Below are 16,833 nucleotides of genomic sequence, written 5' to 3'. Positions count from 1 at the left end.
AAAGAGGAAACACATGATCCCGAGAACAATACACTATTGTTGGTTTGGAGATAAGGAAAAGCCTGCTGAAGTACTCCGCATGATAGCGAACTGGCAGAAACATTGTCCCGGTTACGAAATAAAGGAGTGGAACGAAAATAACTTCGACATCCGTCTGAACCGCTATTGCGAAGAGGCATACGCTACCAAGAAATGGGCTTTTGTGAGCGATGTGGCACGTTTGTGGGCATTGGTACACGAAGGAGGTGTCTATATGGACACGGATGTAGAATTGGTACGTCCCTTGGATAGGTTACTGACGAATAAGGCCTTTTTAGGATTCGAAGGAACTCAATGGGTAGGAACGAACCTGATAGGAGCAGAACCCTCCCACTCTTTCTTCATTGAATTATTAAAGTCATACGATCATCGCTGTTTCATCACCCCGGATGGGAAACCGGACCAGACCACCAACGTAGAAGAGCTGACCCGCAAACTGGAAAAGGTTTACGGATTCAGAAAGGACGGCAGTTTTCAGCAGCTCGGAGACATCACTCTCTATCCTACGGATTATTTCTGTCCGTATGATTACATCGACGGGCAGTTACACCGCACCGAAAATACATATTCCATCCATTGGTATAGCCAGACATGGATCAAACGAAGCCGATGGATAAACAAGCTCAGCCAATGGATGCATCGGCTGACAGGAAATCGAATGAAATAAATGTCACAATGGAAGAACCTATCAGAATATTGATGCTTTTCACCATCATGAACCGGGGAGGTGCCGAAACGATGGTCATGAACTACTACCGTCACATAGACCGCAACCGGGTTCAGTTTGATTTCATGGTACACCGGCAGGAACGGGGCGCATACGATGATGAAATAGAGGCAATGGGTGGCAAGATCTACCGTATGATCCCCCTCCATCCGTTCACCTTCAATACATACAGAAAACAAATTTCCGACTTTTTCGACCAACATCCGGAGTATCGGATTATCCATGGGCATTGTTCGGAATCGGGATATTTCGTTTACCGGGAAGCAGCAGGGCGAAGAGTACCCGTAATTATTGCGCACGCACACAACGCACACGCTTTATTCGATACTAAATGGCTTTTCCGCACCTATTTCAAGCATACCATGCGCCCTTACCTGACCCAAGGGTTTACCTGTGGGAAAGAAGCCGCCCGATGGTTGTTTGGAAACGAGTTGGGGAAAAAAGCGATTTTGCAACGCAATGCCATCGACACGTTCCTATACAGGTTTGATGAAGCGGTGCGGCTGGAGGTTCGTCAAGAACTTCACTTGTCCAAAGATGTTACGGTCGTGGGACACGTCGGACGTTTCAACCGACAGAAGAACCATGAGTTCCTCTTGGAGGTGTTTCATAAATATGTGCAGGAGTTTAATCCCACAGCACACCTGCTGCTGGTTGGTACGGGGGAATTGCAAAAAGCCATTCAAAAAAAGGTACAACAGTTCCGTTTGACAGACCAAGTACATTTGTTGGGGGGACGTCCGGATGTAAACCGCCTGTTGCAAGCGATGGATCTGTTTTTGTTCCCCTCTTTTATGGAAGGCCTTTCCGTTTCTATGGTTGAGGCGCAATGTGCCGGCCTGCCCTGCGTTGTGTCCGATCGCATTCCCCGCGAAGCGGCTTTGACCGACCAAGTCTCCTTCCTCTCATTGGAAACAGCTCCTCGACAATGGGCATGCGAAATAGAGAGAGTGCGCTGTATGGCAAGCCGACGCACTGGTTATTACCAACAAATAGCCGATGCCGGTTACGACATTGTGAAAAACGCCGAATGGCTTCAGAATTATTATTTAGGACAATGGAACAAAACAAGATAGAAACAGATAAGAAGACGCTGACCATCTTCACGCCGACATATAACCGTGCCTATACTCTGCATTTAGGTTACGAAGCCCTGTCACGGCAGACCTGCAAAGATTTCATCTGGCTGATTGTGGATGACGGTTCGACCGACGATACCCTTGAATGGGTGGAAAAATGGATAGCAGAGAGGAAAATAGACATCCGCTACCATTATCAGGAGAACCAAGGAATGCATGCTGCACACAATACGGCTTATCGGTTGATCGACACAGAGTTGAACACTTGCGTCGACTCGGATGATTATATGCCCGATGATGCAGTGGAGAAGATTATCACATTCTGGAACGCACACGGTTCAAAAGAAGTAGCAGGAATCATCGGACTGGATGCTGATTTCCAAGGAAATTTAATCGGTACGCCTTTTCCTTATGAATGCAGGCGGACTACTTTAGGCGGATTCTATGCACAAGGCGGGCGGGGAGACAAAAAACTGGTGTATCGCACGGATGTCATCAAACAATATCCCGAATATCCCATTTTTGAAGGAGAGAAATATGTATCACTCGGTTATAAATACCAATTGATAGATCAGGATTACCCTTTACTGGCCTTGAACGAAGTGTTGGTAAACGTAGAATACCGCCCCGACGGTTCAAGCTTGAACATGTACCGCCAATACATACGTAACCCGCGAGGCTTTGCTTTTATCCGCAAAAGTTCCATGCAACTGGCTCCTACCTCACAACGACGTTTCATCGAAGCGATGCACTATGTGGCAGACAGTTTGTTGGCACGAAATCCCCATTTTCTATCGGAGTCACCACGCAAATGGCTGACCCTATCCGCTTTGCTTCCGGGAATAACCTGGTATGGATATATACGGTATAAAGCACGAAAATTATCATGATCAGTATCATTGTACCGGTTTATAATACAGCCCCTTACCTGCCCCAATGTCTGGATTCGTTAGTGAACCAGACTTATCGGGACATTGAGATTATTTGTGTAAATGACGGATCGACGGATAATTCACCGGATATTCTGAAAGCATACGCGGAAAGGGACAGCCGGATCCTTGTTATCCATCAGGAGAACCTAGGACTATCAGGCGCTCGTAACAAAGGTCTGGAGAGTGCCCGTGGAGAATGGGTGATGTTTGTGGACAGCGATGACTGGATAGGAACAGACTGCTGCAAAACACTTCTTTCACACACCGACAAACAAACGGATGTCTGTCTTTTCTCTTACATTCGTGAATTTGCCAACCAGTCCTTTCCTCAATATCTGTTCAGCGACAAAAAGATGGTTTATCAAGGATCTTCAATCCACTGGCTCTATGCGCGACTTATAGCTCCTAACGATCAAGAATTGCGTTTGCCCGGAAAGATAGACAGTTTGTCTACAGCTTGGGGAAAACTATATAAGACATCACTCATCAAAGAACATGGCCTTCGGTTTGTTCCTGTCAGACAAATCGGTACAGAGGACTTACTCTTCAATGTGTATTATTTCACTTGGGTAAAAAAAGCCATCTATCTGCCTGACTTGTTCTACCATTATCGAAAAAACAACATCACCTCGCTAACCAAACTGTATAAACCCCATCTGACTGAACAGTGGAACCTGTTATTCCGGTTAATAGAAGAATGGATAACTCCCTTACACCGGGAAGACCTTGAAAAGGCTTTAACATATCGCCGGGCATTAAGCCTGATAGGACAAGGATTGAACATCACCTTTTCACCGGTCAGCTTCATGAAACAACACGGTGCATTGTCCGCAATTTTGAGTTCACATGAATATAGGACAAGTATCCGGCAGTTACCGATGAACTATTTTCCGATACACTGGAGGCTATTTTTTGAAATGGCACGATTCCGGTCTACCACAGGAGTTTTGTGCCTATTGAAACTTATAAAATTTATTATAGAACGATGAAAATAGCATATTGTACAGATAGTATTTGCTATGCAGGAGGGATTCAAAGAGTCACAATAGCCAAAGCAAATAAATTAGCTCTAAAGAATGAGGTTTGGATTATTGTGACCGACAATAAAGACAAACCAGTATTCCCCCTTTCCACTAAGGTACATTTGGTAAATTGTGACATAAATTATTTTGAAGATGACTGGAAATCCCGTTTTTATATATTGAAAGGTATTATCTATAAAAGGAAACAACATAAAAAACGGTTGAAAGAGATACTGAACCAAATACAGCCGGATATTGTCATATCTACCGGAACAAGTGAGAAAAACTTTTTACCTTACCTGTCGGTCAGCTCCCATCCGGTTTTTATCAGAGAGATACATAGCAATAAAAATTACAGGTCATTACATGCCCAAAGTGTATTCGACAAACTCCTTGCCATTTTGGGAGACTTCATTGATTATCGCATACACCTTAAAAAATATGACCGGACGGTGGTACTTACAAAAGAAGATAAAGTTGTCCATTGGGGAAAAAATACAGAAGTGGATGTGTGTGTCATTCCTAATCCTATTATTTCATTTGGTTCGAAAAAAGCTTCATTAATAAATAAAAAAGTAATTGCTGTAGGAAGATTGGCATTTCCTAAAAATTTCAGCTCGTTAATTTCCGCATGGAAGTATGTAATAGAAAGGCATGCTGACTGGACTTTAGAAATATGGGGTGAAGGAGAATTAAGAACTGAATTGGAAGAACAAATAAGAAACAATCAATTGACAAACAATATTTTCTTAAAAGGATATACTTATGATATATTTTCCCCATTATATGAAGCGTCAATTTTCACATTAACTTCGCTTTTTGAAGGTCTCCCATTGGTTATCATCGAAGCCATGTCTTGTGGAGTTCCTGTCGTCTCATACGCTTGCCCCTGCGGACCGCAGGACATCATAGCCGACGGGCATGATGGATTTCTCGTACCCGTTAATAACGAGAAGGTATTGGCTGACAGAATCTGCCGGTTGATAGAGGATAAAGAACTTCGTAAGGAAATGGGAAAAGCCGCCCGTTTGAAAGCAGAACAGTATGATATAAAAAATATCATCCCTATGTGGATGGAATTATTTAATCAGCTTATCAATGAAAAAAGAAAATGAAAAAAGATATAGAAACGGATTTAATAAGCGTCATCGTTCCTATTTTTAATGTAGAAGCCTATCTCCGCCCATGCATCGAAAGCATATTGGCATCAACTTATACAACCTTGCAAATCATATTAGTGAATGACGGTTCCACCGACCATTCCGGAGAAATTTGCGATGAATATACCCGGAAAGACACCCGCATTGAAGTGATTCATCAGAAAAACGCAGGATTGTCTCCGGCTAGAAATAGCGGGATGAAAGCTGCCAAAGGAAAATACATCTCTTTCATTGACGGTGATGATTATATCCATCCGCAAATGTATGAAGTGCTGTTGGAAGCATTACAGGAAGGTAATTATAGCTTTTCCATGATTTTAGGAAAACAGGTATATGACAATGACAAATCTTATTCAATTCCTTCCGCTTACACAAAAAGCATTCTTACACAAGAAATAATGATAAAAAGTTTATTCAACCATTCCACCCCACAGCAAGGAATAAAAGAAGTTCAAGCGCAAGTAGTATGGAACAAACTTTATAAACGGGAGTTGTTGGATAATGAGTTTTTCCAAGAGACCGGTACAGAAGATACTGAGTTCAACTGCCGGATCTATCAAAAATCTTGTCAAGCTGTCATAATAGATATCCCCATGTACTACTGGGTACAACGACCTACGAGTATCACACATCAAAAGGTAAATCCCCGTTACATAGACCGTGCCGATTCCTACTATCTCTGCTTGCAAAACATTCCAAAAGAAAATACAGTTTACCGGGGATGTTGTTTGGAAAAGCTTTTCAAGATGATAATCAACGTGAGGTATCATGCGTCAAACACGCCTTACCGGCATCTGGCACACCTTACAGCGAAAAGACTAAAAAAGCAAACAGCCAACGAGTTCCTGAAAAACAGACATATCCCCTTTCATATAAAACTTTCACTCCTCAGTTTCTATTACATTCCGCCCCTGTACAGCGGATTCATGAAACTGTGCGAGACAAAAGCACGAAAAAAATAACATAACGAAAAAACATCCATAAATATGATAGACTTTATCCCCGTAAGTGAATATGCCCATTATTTCGATGTCACCGTATTGTGCATGGTACTGACAGCCGTATGGCAGTGCCACACAGGAAGCGTATTGAAAAAAGAGACCGTGTCGCTCAACGCCATGTGGGGCGTATTATTTACACTAATCCTGATCTTGTATATGGGGCTACGTCCTGTCAGCGTTTATTTCGGAGACACGGTAAACTACGCCAAAGGATTTTATACTGCAGCCAACTCACGCGATCCCTTTTCCTGGCAATGGGAAGGCGAATGGTTGTTTTACAACCTTATGCAATGGTTTGCCAGATACAGCGACATCCATACTTTTTTCCTGCTATGTGCCACTGTTTATATCGGTTCATTGTGGCTGGCTATGCAACGTATCTTCAAAGGGTATTACTATATTCCTTTCTTAGTCATACTCAGCATGTTTACTTTCTGGAGTTACGGAGTAAACGGTATCCGGAATGGCATGGGAGCCTCCTTGTTCATCTTGGCAATGACGTATGTCAACCGTCCACCCGTAATGATCGGGTTATGCGTGTTGGCAGCCGGAATCCACAAATCCATCTATCTGATGGTTGGAGCAGGCACACTGACCTGGTTCATCAAGAATAGCTATTGGTATCTGGCAGGATGGATGGCATGTGTAGGCGTATCGTATGCCATAGGCGGACGTATCCAGGCATATTTGGCGGCAACAAATCTGATGGGGGGAGACGACCGCTTTTCCGGCTATCTGACAGGTGACAACATGGTGGGCGAGATCGTTCAGATGAGTATGACTTTCCGCTGGGACTTTCTGTTATATAGTGCCATGGGGGTAGCGGTGGGGTACTATTTCATCTTCCGCCGCAACTTCAAGGACGAGTATTACCATTGGATATATAATACGTTCCTTGTCACCAATGCTTTCTGGGTGCTGGTGATCCGTGCCGCCTATTCCAACCGTTTCGCCCAGATTTCGTGGTTCATCATGCCGGTGGTATTGATTTATCCGTTCATGAAGGAACGTTTTTGGGTCAATCATGAAAAAATGTTGGGCTATGCGTTGTTAACGTTCTATGCGTTTACGTTTTATTTTAATATTTGGAAATAAATTAATACATTCATATAACCATGATTTCAATTATCATCCCAATTTGCAACACCGAACAATACATAGCACAATATATTCGGATGACTGGCTGGTGAATAAAAAAAATACTTACAACAATATACGAAACGGCAGAAAAAACTGGAGTAGACTATGTGGAAATGGGAATGCAACGAGTCATGGATCGCTATGGGGTGGTAAAAAAACGGGACTCAGTCCTGTTAACGGACTAATACAACAACCAAAACTATTTAACAAATACTATATTTCTTTTTTTGGAATCAACATTTTATCCGTTAATATGTGGGGAAAACTCTATCGAAAATCTTCATTAAATGCAGCCAATATACAGCCAACAGGTATCACTACAGGGGAAGACCTTGCCTTTAATCTCCAATTATTTCCATATTTATCTAAAATTTACATACTCAAAGAATGTGGATATAACTATCGATTCGGTGGTATGACAACTCGATATAACACCTGTTTGTTGCCTGATTTGAAAAAACTTTATTACATAAAAAAGGCTTTAATTGACAAATATCAATATCATAAGGCTTCTGATTATATCCGAATAGAACTGAAAAATGTGCTAAAATCAGATATTTGCCAAATGATAGCTTTTAAAGTCAGGTCTCCTAAAGAAATAAAAAACAGAATCTCGGAAGAGTTAAAGGACCCTATATACAAGGATATCATGCAAGTACAAAATCATCCTGCATTTTTAGAAGATCCTTTTATAAAAGCAATTGCCGCCTACGATTCCAACATGCGATATGATCTATGTAAGAAACAAGTTAAAAAAGAAATTCCAATTAGATTACTTAAAAAAATAATTTCATTCATTCTTATACATATATAAAAAATCTCATGGTTATTTCACTTGCTATCAATCCAACAACCTATATCGTTATTTTTCTTCTCTTAGGGGTGGTCCTAAAATCTAAACGATGGAAAAGGCTCTGTCTCACTTTGTCAGCCTTGCTTTTTCTCTTATTCTCCAACGGTGCACTCTATCAATGGATTGCCGAACAATGGTACAAGGAATATGACCGCCCCCTACCTGAAAGGAAACAATATACATACGGCATCGTGCTGGGCGGCTACAGCTATTGGGACTGGAAACGAAGCCGACCCGAATTTAGCGAGATTGCCGACCGGTTATTAGAAGGCATCCGGCTGTACAAGCATGGATGCATCCGGAAACTGGTGTTAGCTTCAGACGGTTCGATCATCGAAAGCAAAGACGGAAAAGGTTTGCAAGGAAATGCCGCGGACATGAAACAATATCTGGCAGATTTGGGCATGCCGTTGGAAGATGTCATCTTGGAAACCCGCGCAAACAACACGTGGGAAAACGCAACGTTCACGTTAGAGCTGATCGGTAACAGTATGAAAACGGAATCGACCCTGCTGATTACCTCCGCGACCCACATGCGCAGGTCGCTATGGACCTTCCATGCAGCGGGGCTGAATCCGGACACATATATCACCGATACGTTTCCCGAAATAAAGGGGGAAAAAACGAATTTCCTGCCATCTTGGCACGTCTTGGCTTCCTGGCCAGAACTAACGCACGAATGGGTGGGGTATCTTTATTATCGTTTACGACACAAACCATCTGTATGAAACCCAAAGTAATACGCATATCCACCGTTCCCCTTTCGCTCCATCTCCTGCTGCAAGGACAGTTGAAGATGTTGGCAGAAACTTATGAAGTATTAGCTGTCTCTTCGTCCGGAGAGGAATTACACAAAGTAGCGGAAAGAGAAGGCGTCAGAACTTGCGCTATCCCGATGGAGCGCCACATTGCCCCTTTGAAAGACTTGATTGCACTGATCAGGCTCATCATCCTGTTCCGCAAAGAAAAACCGCAGATAGTCCACTCGCTGACACCCAAGGCGGGGCTGTTGGCCATGATGGCCGCCCGAATATGCAGGGTTCCCATCCGGATCCACACTTTCACAGGACTAGTATTCCCTTCAACTACAGGTTGGAAACAGCAGTTATTAATTGCTACAGACAAACTCACTTGTGCCTGTGCGACCTACCTCAATCCGGAAGGGAAAGGTGTGAGGAGAGATCTGGAACGTTTCCATATCACCAGCCGGGCATTGCATCTTATCGGAAACGGTAACATCAACGGAATTGACCTTGCTTATTTTGACCGGACACCGGAGGTAATGAGACAAGCGGAAATCTATCGCCGGAACCCCTGTTTCACTTTTTGCTTCGTCGGACGATTGGTGCGGGATAAAGGTATCAACGAACTGGTTTCAGCTTTTGTCCGCCTGCAACAGGAATTTACAAACTGTCGTCTTTGCCTAGTGGGAGACTTTGAAGCGGAACTGGATCCGGTAACTCCTGAAACAGCAGAACATATACACAAACATCCCGCCATAAAATTTATGGGATGGCAAGAGGATATCCGCCCTTTTTTAGCCGCTGCGGATGCCTTCGTATTCCCCAGTTACCGGGAAGGATTCCCCAATGTAATATTACAAGCCGGAGCGATGGGATTACCTTGCATCGTAACGAACATCAACGGATGTAACGAAATCATTGAAAACGGAAAGAACGGTATCATTATTCCTCCTCATGACAGCGAATACCTATATCGCACCATGTGCGGATTTCTCTCTTCTCCACGGCTCGTAGAACAATTGGCCTCGGCTGCCCGCCCACAGATTGTTCAAAAATACGACCGCCGGACGCTATGGGAAGCCTTACGAAAGGTCTATCAAGAACAGATTTCAAATCTAACAAAATAAAGACTGACAATATGTATTTATACGGAGCCGGCGGACACGCCAAAGTGATCATGGATATACTGAAAGAAAACAGCACTGAACTGACGGGCATCATAGATGATAATCCCCACATACAGGAATGGATGGAATATCATGTTCTTTCCTACGATCCAAAACGAATGTTCCCGATACTTATCAGTATCGGAAACAACAGCATCCGAAAAAATATAGCGGAACAATTGTATAAAAAAAACGCTGTATTCGGTACGGTCATCTCTATCCATGCCATTGTTTCCCCCTATACAAAAATAGGAGAAGGCAGTGTTGTCATGCAAGGAAGTATATTGCAAAGTTGCTGCCAAACAGGTAAACATTGCATTGTCAACACTGGCGCCGCTATTGATCATGAATGTATATTGGAAGACTATGTACATGTCTCGCCACACGCCACATTATGTGGCAATGTGGAAGTGGGGGAAGGCTCATGGATAGGTGCCGGAGCAGTGATCAACCCCGGAGTTAAAATAGGCAAATGGACCATTATCGGATCAGGATCAGTAGTGTGCAAAGACATACCTGACGGAGTGACAGCCTGTGGTTCACCGTGCCGGATTATAAAAAATAATCCACAACCATGAAGAAGAGCAGATATACCCGTTATTTCAAATATCCGCTGGACTGTCTTATAGCCGCCTTTCTGATATTATTGACCTCTCCTGTCCTATTGTCAACCATCTTGTTACTTGCCATAGCCAACAGGGGTAGCGGCATTTTTTTCCTTCAGGAACGTCCGGGAAAGAACGGAAAAATATTCAGGATCATCAAGTTTAAAACCATGAATGACCGGAAAGACTGTCGCGGAAACTTTTTACCCGACAGCTTACGAATGACCCCCATAGGGAAAATAGTCCGTGCCACCTCCGTTGACGAACTGCCTCAACTTTTCAACGTATTGAAAGGAGACATGGCTCTGATCGGCCCCCGTCCATTATTGGTACAATACCTGCCTCTATACAATGAAGAGCAAGCAAGAAGACATGAAGTGCGCCCCGGCATTACTGGATGGGCACAAGTAAATGGAAGAAACGCAATCAGCTGGAAAAAGAAATTCGAACTGGATATCTGGTACGTAGACCATGTTTGCTTCATGACAGACATGATGATATTTTACAAAACACTCAAATGCGTTATCAGCCGCAAAGGCATATCCCAAAAGGGAGAGGCAACCACGAAACCATTTGACGGAAACAATTAGGGAGGAGTTGAATTTTAATGGGACTTTTTATCCGTAAGGAATGTGTAAGAGACTTTGGAATCAGACTCGCCCTAAAAAGATCTTATTCGTATCCCTAAACCTTTCCTGCCGTATGGTTAAGGTCTTTTTTCCTGTTTGTTTTATCTCCGCAAGTCTTTGGAGTTATCTCCATAAGCTTTGGAGTTAACTCCAAAGCTTATGGAGATAGAAGGTATCCGTATAAAAAGGTTTAATCTGGAGAAAGAAAAGACTTAGGCTATAAGAATGGAATGTGATATGCATTCATTTTATTCCGCCGGTGGGGTTGTTACTTTTTTAAGAATCTCTGTCCCTTGGATTTCATGGTAACGGAAAGATTAAACTTATTGAAAAGCTCTTGTCGGCTCCTTTCACACAACTCTGTATGTGTGTATAAATCTAAAGAAAGGTATGGACGGGGAAAATCCCTATCCACACTTCATTTCTACTGCCCCCCCCAATTAAGGGTCAACGTAAAATCCTGAGGGGTATATCCGATAAAATCCTATCTTTGTGTGAAACAAACGAATCATCAGCGATTATGGAAACTAACGGTTACCGTCTCCTTCTTCCCGAAGGTACCTTGGATTATTTCAACATTTCCGATGTAAAGGAAAGCAGTAGTGAAATCGTGATTTACCTGGAAGAGAAAAATGAGCTTCCCGGTGAATATTCGACTGTCAAAGTGGAAAGCAAAGGCTTCTACGACCCTGTAGTAGTCCGGGACTTCCCCATCCGTGGCAAGAATCTTTTCCTGAATATCCGCCGGCGCCGGTGGATTTTGAAAGACGAGGGGCGTTACGTAAGCCGTAACTGGAAACTGGTAGCGGAAGGCAGCCGTATGACGCATGAGTTTGCGTCTTTTTTAAAAGAATTATATTGATACGCTTCCTGTCAGTTGTAAGCTGCTGGGAACCCTGTTCGGTGTGGACGGTGAGCTTCTTGAACGTCAATACCGCAACCACTTGAGCGGTTATCTGAAATGGGAGTCTCTTCCTCATGCCGGGGACTGGCTTCTCTTTGAGAAGAATATAGGGGCCTATGTGGGTATAGATGAAGTCTGCCTTTCGCGTGGTGAGCTCTATACTATCCTCATAAACAAGGAAAAGACAGGCCGTTCAGGCAGCATCATCGCCATTGTAAAAGGTACAGATGTAAGGAGTGTCACCTCCGTATTGCTCCGTCTCTCCCGGCGCAGACGGTTTCAGGTAAGGGAAATCACTATGGATATGGCTCCTAATATGGAACAGATCGCCCGTGTCTGCTTTCCTGCGGCACGCCGTGTTACTGACCGTTTCCATGTGCAGAAGCTGGCTTTTGAAGCTTTACAGGAAATGCGCGTGAAGGCACGCTGGGAGGCTTTGGACAAGGAATCAATACAGATCGCATACGCAAAGGCGTGCGGGAAGATATACCATGCCCCGACCTTTGAGAACGGGGATTCGCGCAAGCAATTGCTCGCCCGCAGTATCTATCTGCTGTATAAAAAAGAGTCATTATGGACTGAATCCCAACGCATACGTGCCGGTATCCTCTTCAGGGAATATCCCGACCTGAAGAAGGCATACTATCTTTCCATGAGGCTCGGGTTGATATATCACCAGTGCAAGCACAAGGACACCGCTCTGACAAGACTTGCCAGATGGTATGACGAAGTTGAAAAGTCCGGCTTTCTTGCGTTCGGAAGGGTAATACGTTCCATACAGACACATTATCTGGAAATCGTCAACTTTTTCGACAGGCGTTCCACCAACGCAGCTTCCGAATCGTTCAATGCCAAAATCAAGGACTTCAGAACACAGTTCAGAGGAGTAAAGGACAGGACTTTCTTTCTATTCAGACTGACTAAAATTTATGCTTAATCTATGAATCCCTCAGGTTTTTACGTTGACCCCCAATTAACATCTACATGTTTACATGGAGCAGGTAAACTAGCGTAATAAACATAAAGTCAGAGAATTACTTTGATGTAACTCCCTGACCTTCTAGTGATCCGCTTGGGGCTCGAACCCAAGACCCCAACATTAAAAGTGTTGTGCTCTACCTGCTGAGCTAGCGAATCAATCCTTTGTTATTGCTATTCTTCCGAATTGCGAGTGCAAAGGTATGGTTTATTTTTGTATTTGCAAACATTTCTAGAACTTTTTTCTAAAAAAATACATTTTATCCATTTTTCATTCATTGCGATTAAAATTTCCATGTACTTCCGTCAACAGCTTCCCCCCCACACTATTTCACAATAATCTCTTCTATAGGTTGTTTCAACTCCTTATCCAATGGATACGACTGATATTTCACTTTATCAAAATCAATCTTCTTCATATTAATACAACGAATATTGTTATTATATGCCGTTTTATAATACACTTTCCTGTTTGTCAAATCAATAGCCGAAGTCCATTGTGTAGCACTGGGAATATCAGGTGCTTTTCCTGACGCATGTTCTATACCGACAGGAATATCAAAATTATTCAGAATATGAAAACTTTGTAATATAGCGTCATACGCTGTAGGGCACGCCGAAGCTGTTGCCTTATAAAACGCTACACGAACAAAACGGGATGGAGGAGTCACATCCCCCGGAATGCCATGGAATCCAGCACCTGCGCCAAAAGGGAAAATAGTCACCCCACCCCATTGCTGTGGAGTGACAGCCCCCGGATACAAATTTACATAATTATTCAAGTTAGTCACCTGCCATGGAAAATCGGGAGAATTGGTGAGTACTCCTACCCTGTTTTCATAAAAATGAGGAACACCATCCACAAACTCCAATACCACTTGATTTCCTTTAGCATCGCCAATGCGCCAATGTACCGTAGAACTTTTACCAGGTTTATCAAGAGACACCACCTTCACCCCTTCTATAGCTGCTTTCACTTCGTCTATAGTAGCAAACTGGGAAAGCATCCAGTTCACCACCTGCAAATCCGACAAAGTAGTTGCATTTTGAGCCTCATCATATTCTTCATACTTCCCATAATGAGGAAAATAAAACAATCCAGCCGAAAGTCCTACTTCATTCAGTCCTTCAGCCACAAAGTCTTTCTGAATGATAGCCAGTCCTACCATACCATATTTAGCCCGAAATCTCAAGCCATTTACACCCGTTGGAGTATAAGATACCAATTCTTGTCCTCTGGGAACAACAACATACTCACTCGGAAGGTAACTATTCCCCCACTCTATGGTACGTGCCTGCACATATCCACCATCTTCGGCCAGGAACGAAATACCGGTACATGCCGATCCGCTTGCAATGCCAGTCAGCAACAAGGCCAAAGCTATTAAAATCTTTTTCATAACCATTTTGAATCTATTTATGATATTAAGAACAAAACATCGGATATTTTGGTTCTTGTTTTACGCAACAAAGGCAATCAAAGCCGTCAAACAATGTTCCGACACTGATTGCCATACAAATAAACAAGAATGGAAAAACGAAAGGAGTGACAAGTTCTGAATTTGATTATATTTAAAGAAAAAGGAGATGAATCTAAAAGAAACTCATCTCCTTAACCCTAAATTATTTATTCAGTAAACAATTTACCACATCTTTTTCCCGTTCTTTAGGTTGTACGGTCAAGCTAACCACTGCACCCTCTTTCAGAGTAGCTTCTACAGTGGTTTGCCCTGTAGCATGCAATTTGAAATGCACATTCCAATCTTTTGGCCACGCAGGAAACAATAAAATCTTTCCATCGGCTTCCTGCAACAGCATTTCCTGCATACCTATCATGCCACTGCCTCCCCAGTTATGATCAGGCGTCCAGTCATAGCCTGGTCCCCAAAAAGCGGGAAAACGATGAGGGCCGTTTGCCATTTTCTCTAAGGTAAGTTGTGCAGCCTCCTCTGTCATTCCCAGACAGGCTGCCCAAATATTATCTTGCTTCCACCCGGTATGGGAACGGAATTTCTGGGCATCAGGATCATATAAATAGGTATTACGAGCTATTTCCAGACCTTCCCTGCCCACTCCGTAAATACGCCAGGGAAACACGGGATAAAGTTGAGGGGTTTCAATATTATTCACCCGTTCCCAAACCTGTGCCGGAGCAATCATTTCCTTCCCATCCACTATGCGCAAAGGAATCTCAGGAATACGTGCCAGCATATCCGGTTTACGCCTATAAGTTTGTAAAACAGAGCGCAGTGCAGCAATGGTTGAGGATGGATTGTAGGCCATCTTATAAGTTTCACAAGCCGATCCTGGATAAATCACTAGTTTACCGCTACCATCCAAATCCTTACGGCCACGTTGTAACGCAAGCTGACGATAATGTTCATCAAAGAAACTAAGCGAACTTTCTATTAAAGGAGTATAACAGCTGATATCCAAACTGTCATAACGTGCTGTTTCCAATATCATCTGACAGAACTCAAGAACGGTATCCCATTCGTATTCTAACCATGCATTATATTCCAAGCCTTTATCAAAACTCGCAGGACGCTTAAAACCATACTCTGCAGGGTTAGGAAGACCAAAGTTCTCCATTTGCTCAGTGAAACAAGCGCCAGCATGTCCCCAATAGGCACGAGTACGCGCTTCGGCTGTCGGCAACAAACGCAGATAAAAGTCAAATTGTGATTTCATCAAGTCAAAGTCACCGCTTTTCAACATAGGCCAATAAACCAAACGCTGATTCTGTGCAGTCATGGTTCCTCCTCCCCATTTCCGGAAATCAGGGGTGAATTCCATTATCTGATCCACATACATAGGATCAAAAGTAAACAGTCCCCCGTTAAACTTTGTAGGCCACTGGCTATAGGCGTTACATCCCAACATATAGCGGAACAGTGTATAGTTACGGATAGCATCTCCCGCTTCACCTTCCCCCTCAATAAAGCTACGTTTCCAAAAATCATTCCACCAACGACGGGTAGCCTGTTTGTCTTTGGATACATTTATTTCCTTCTCAGTACGGGCCAATGATGCTTCCCATGCAGGAACCGTACCTTGTTCCGTATTCAAGGCAATGTGCACAGATTGCTTATATACAGGTTTTTTACTTTTATACATCCATGCCAGATATTCAGTTCCCGCATAATGCCCACGACGTGTACCGGTATAAACCAGATTATCACCGGATAACCGACCGCCAAATATTAGATTTTTCAGAGGATTATATAATTGTTCCTTAACCTCATTCATACCTTGTTGGTCTACTACCACATCAAAAATAGTCCGATCAGGATTCCGATGAAAGAAAGTAAAATTATCTTCTTCCACACAGACAGAGTCACGCTTAGTCATCAATCCATCAGGAATGGCCCATTTGTAAGAGCATTGCTGCCCTTCCCCTTTACGCACCGGACGATCTTCATAACGCCAGCTTTCAAAGTTTACACGCATAGAAGTCAGTTCCTTCGTCTTCACCTCAACATGTACCACAGGATGAAACACATCCACCCAAATAATAAGAGTAGCATTATCACTACTTACGCTGACATAACCATCATTAAGATGCAGAGTCTGCCGAAAAGAAGCCGTTCCGGCAAAAGGGTTCGGAGTGAGCCTCACACGAAACCGTCCCTGCTTCAACAGACAGTTATTCTCGTCAAAAGAACCGCTACGACTAAGGTAGAACAGAACATCATCATTCTCTACCCATACATTCATACCGATATCCCCACCTCCGCAAGGCATGGACTCCGAAGCATTCCGGCTTTGAGTATTCCAAACCAAATTGGCAGGCTGTCCCCACAGAAACTGCCCGCCAATAAATACTAATAATAAAAACGTAAAGATATTCTTCAT

At 43.2% G+C, this 16,833-nt stretch carries 16 protein-coding genes and 1 tRNA gene; 14 read left to right on the top strand and 3 right to left on the bottom strand.

The genetic code is table 11. From position 1 onward, the window contains the following. Positions 1 to 13 precede the first annotated feature (13 nt). The 14 genes from GKD17_RS07790 (at position 14) to GKD17_RS07725 (ending at position 12,937) form a co-directional block, all read left to right on the top strand. A complete protein-coding gene (locus GKD17_RS07790; RefSeq protein ID WP_007838059.1) occupies positions 14 to 706 on the top strand; it encodes a glycosyltransferase family 32 protein in 693 nt (230 codons plus the stop codon). Beyond that, positions 649 to 1,842 carry a glycosyltransferase family 1 protein gene (locus tag GKD17_RS07785; RefSeq protein ID WP_227191512.1) on the top strand — a complete coding sequence of 398 codons (1,194 nt, stop codon included), beginning with the start codon at positions 649 to 651 and terminating at the stop codon, positions 1,840 to 1,842. The genes GKD17_RS07790 and GKD17_RS07785 overlap by 58 nt, the downstream gene beginning before the upstream one ends. Beyond that, positions 1,824 to 2,735: a glycosyltransferase family 2 protein gene (locus tag GKD17_RS07780; protein WP_007838055.1), complete on the top strand. Its 912-nt coding sequence runs from the start codon at positions 1,824 to 1,826 to the stop codon at positions 2,733 to 2,735. The genes GKD17_RS07785 and GKD17_RS07780 overlap by 19 nt, the downstream gene beginning before the upstream one ends. Further along, on the top strand, positions 2,732 to 3,766 hold the full coding sequence (locus GKD17_RS07775; protein ID WP_007838053.1) for a glycosyltransferase family 2 protein: 1,035 nt from the start codon (positions 2,732 to 2,734) through the stop codon (positions 3,764 to 3,766). The genes GKD17_RS07780 and GKD17_RS07775 overlap by 4 nt, the downstream gene beginning before the upstream one ends. Further along, entirely contained in the window at positions 3,763 to 4,914 is a 1,152-nt protein-coding gene (locus GKD17_RS07770; protein WP_007838051.1) for a glycosyltransferase family 4 protein, read from the top strand. Before GKD17_RS07775 ends, GKD17_RS07770 begins: the two co-directional genes overlap by 4 nt. Further along, positions 4,911 to 5,921 (top strand): glycosyltransferase family 2 protein, encoded by a 1,011-nt coding sequence (locus GKD17_RS07765; protein WP_007838049.1) that lies wholly within the window; start codon positions 4,911 to 4,913, stop codon positions 5,919 to 5,921. The genes GKD17_RS07770 and GKD17_RS07765 overlap by 4 nt, the downstream gene beginning before the upstream one ends. Before the next feature lie 24 nt (positions 5,922 to 5,945). Beyond that, the gene (locus GKD17_RS07760) at positions 5,946 to 7,055 is read left to right on the top strand and encodes an EpsG family protein (protein WP_007838047.1); all 1,110 of its coding nucleotides are present in this window, start codon (positions 5,946 to 5,948) and stop codon (positions 7,053 to 7,055) included. Next, positions 7,021 to 7,914: a hypothetical protein gene (locus tag GKD17_RS07755; protein ID WP_007838045.1), complete on the top strand. Its 894-nt coding sequence runs from the start codon at positions 7,021 to 7,023 to the stop codon at positions 7,912 to 7,914. Before GKD17_RS07760 ends, GKD17_RS07755 begins: the two co-directional genes overlap by 35 nt. Before the next feature lie 8 nt (positions 7,915 to 7,922). Next, positions 7,923 to 8,681 (top strand): YdcF family protein, encoded by a 759-nt coding sequence (locus GKD17_RS07750; RefSeq protein WP_007838043.1) that lies wholly within the window; start codon positions 7,923 to 7,925, stop codon positions 8,679 to 8,681. Further along, positions 8,678 to 9,823, top strand: a complete 1,146-nt coding sequence (locus tag GKD17_RS07745; protein WP_007838041.1) for a glycosyltransferase family 4 protein — start codon at positions 8,678 to 8,680, stop codon at positions 9,821 to 9,823. Before GKD17_RS07750 ends, GKD17_RS07745 begins: the two co-directional genes overlap by 4 nt. A gap of 11 nt (positions 9,824 to 9,834) precedes the next feature. After that, positions 9,835 to 10,440 carry an acetyltransferase gene (locus GKD17_RS07740; RefSeq protein ID WP_007838039.1) on the top strand — a complete coding sequence of 202 codons (606 nt, stop codon included), beginning with the start codon at positions 9,835 to 9,837 and terminating at the stop codon, positions 10,438 to 10,440. Continuing rightward, positions 10,437 to 11,057: a sugar transferase gene (locus GKD17_RS07735; protein ID WP_007838037.1), complete on the top strand. Its 621-nt coding sequence runs from the start codon at positions 10,437 to 10,439 to the stop codon at positions 11,055 to 11,057. The genes GKD17_RS07740 and GKD17_RS07735 overlap by 4 nt, the downstream gene beginning before the upstream one ends. Positions 11,058 to 11,616: 559 nt before the next feature. Further along, positions 11,617 to 11,958: an ISAon1 family transposase N-terminal region protein gene (locus GKD17_RS07730; RefSeq protein ID WP_007843962.1), complete on the top strand. Its 342-nt coding sequence runs from the start codon at positions 11,617 to 11,619 to the stop codon at positions 11,956 to 11,958. A gap of 25 nt (positions 11,959 to 11,983) precedes the next feature. Beyond that, entirely contained in the window at positions 11,984 to 12,937 is a 954-nt protein-coding gene (locus tag GKD17_RS07725; RefSeq protein WP_229103367.1) for an ISAon1 family transposase, read from the top strand. Between the two features lie 127 nt (positions 12,938 to 13,064). Here the strand turns inward: GKD17_RS07725 and GKD17_RS07720 are convergent. The 3 genes from GKD17_RS07720 to GKD17_RS07710 form a co-directional block, all read right to left on the bottom strand. Further along, a tRNA-Lys gene (locus GKD17_RS07720) sits at positions 13,065 to 13,137 on the bottom strand. A gap of 167 nt (positions 13,138 to 13,304) precedes the next feature. Beyond that, positions 13,305 to 14,384, bottom strand: a complete 1,080-nt coding sequence (locus GKD17_RS07715) for a linear amide C-N hydrolase (RefSeq protein WP_007838035.1) — start codon at positions 14,382 to 14,384, stop codon at positions 13,305 to 13,307. 217 nt (positions 14,385 to 14,601) lie between these two features. Next, positions 14,602 to 16,833, bottom strand: a complete 2,232-nt coding sequence (locus tag GKD17_RS07710) for a DUF5703 domain-containing protein (RefSeq protein ID WP_007838028.1) — start codon at positions 16,831 to 16,833, stop codon at positions 14,602 to 14,604.

The organism is Phocaeicola dorei (assembly GCF_013009555.1).
Classification (GTDB): domain Bacteria; phylum Bacteroidota; class Bacteroidia; order Bacteroidales; family Bacteroidaceae; genus Phocaeicola; species Phocaeicola dorei.
The sequence above is the reverse complement of the archived record's forward strand: the minus strand, read 5'-3'. Positions and strand labels throughout refer to the sequence as shown.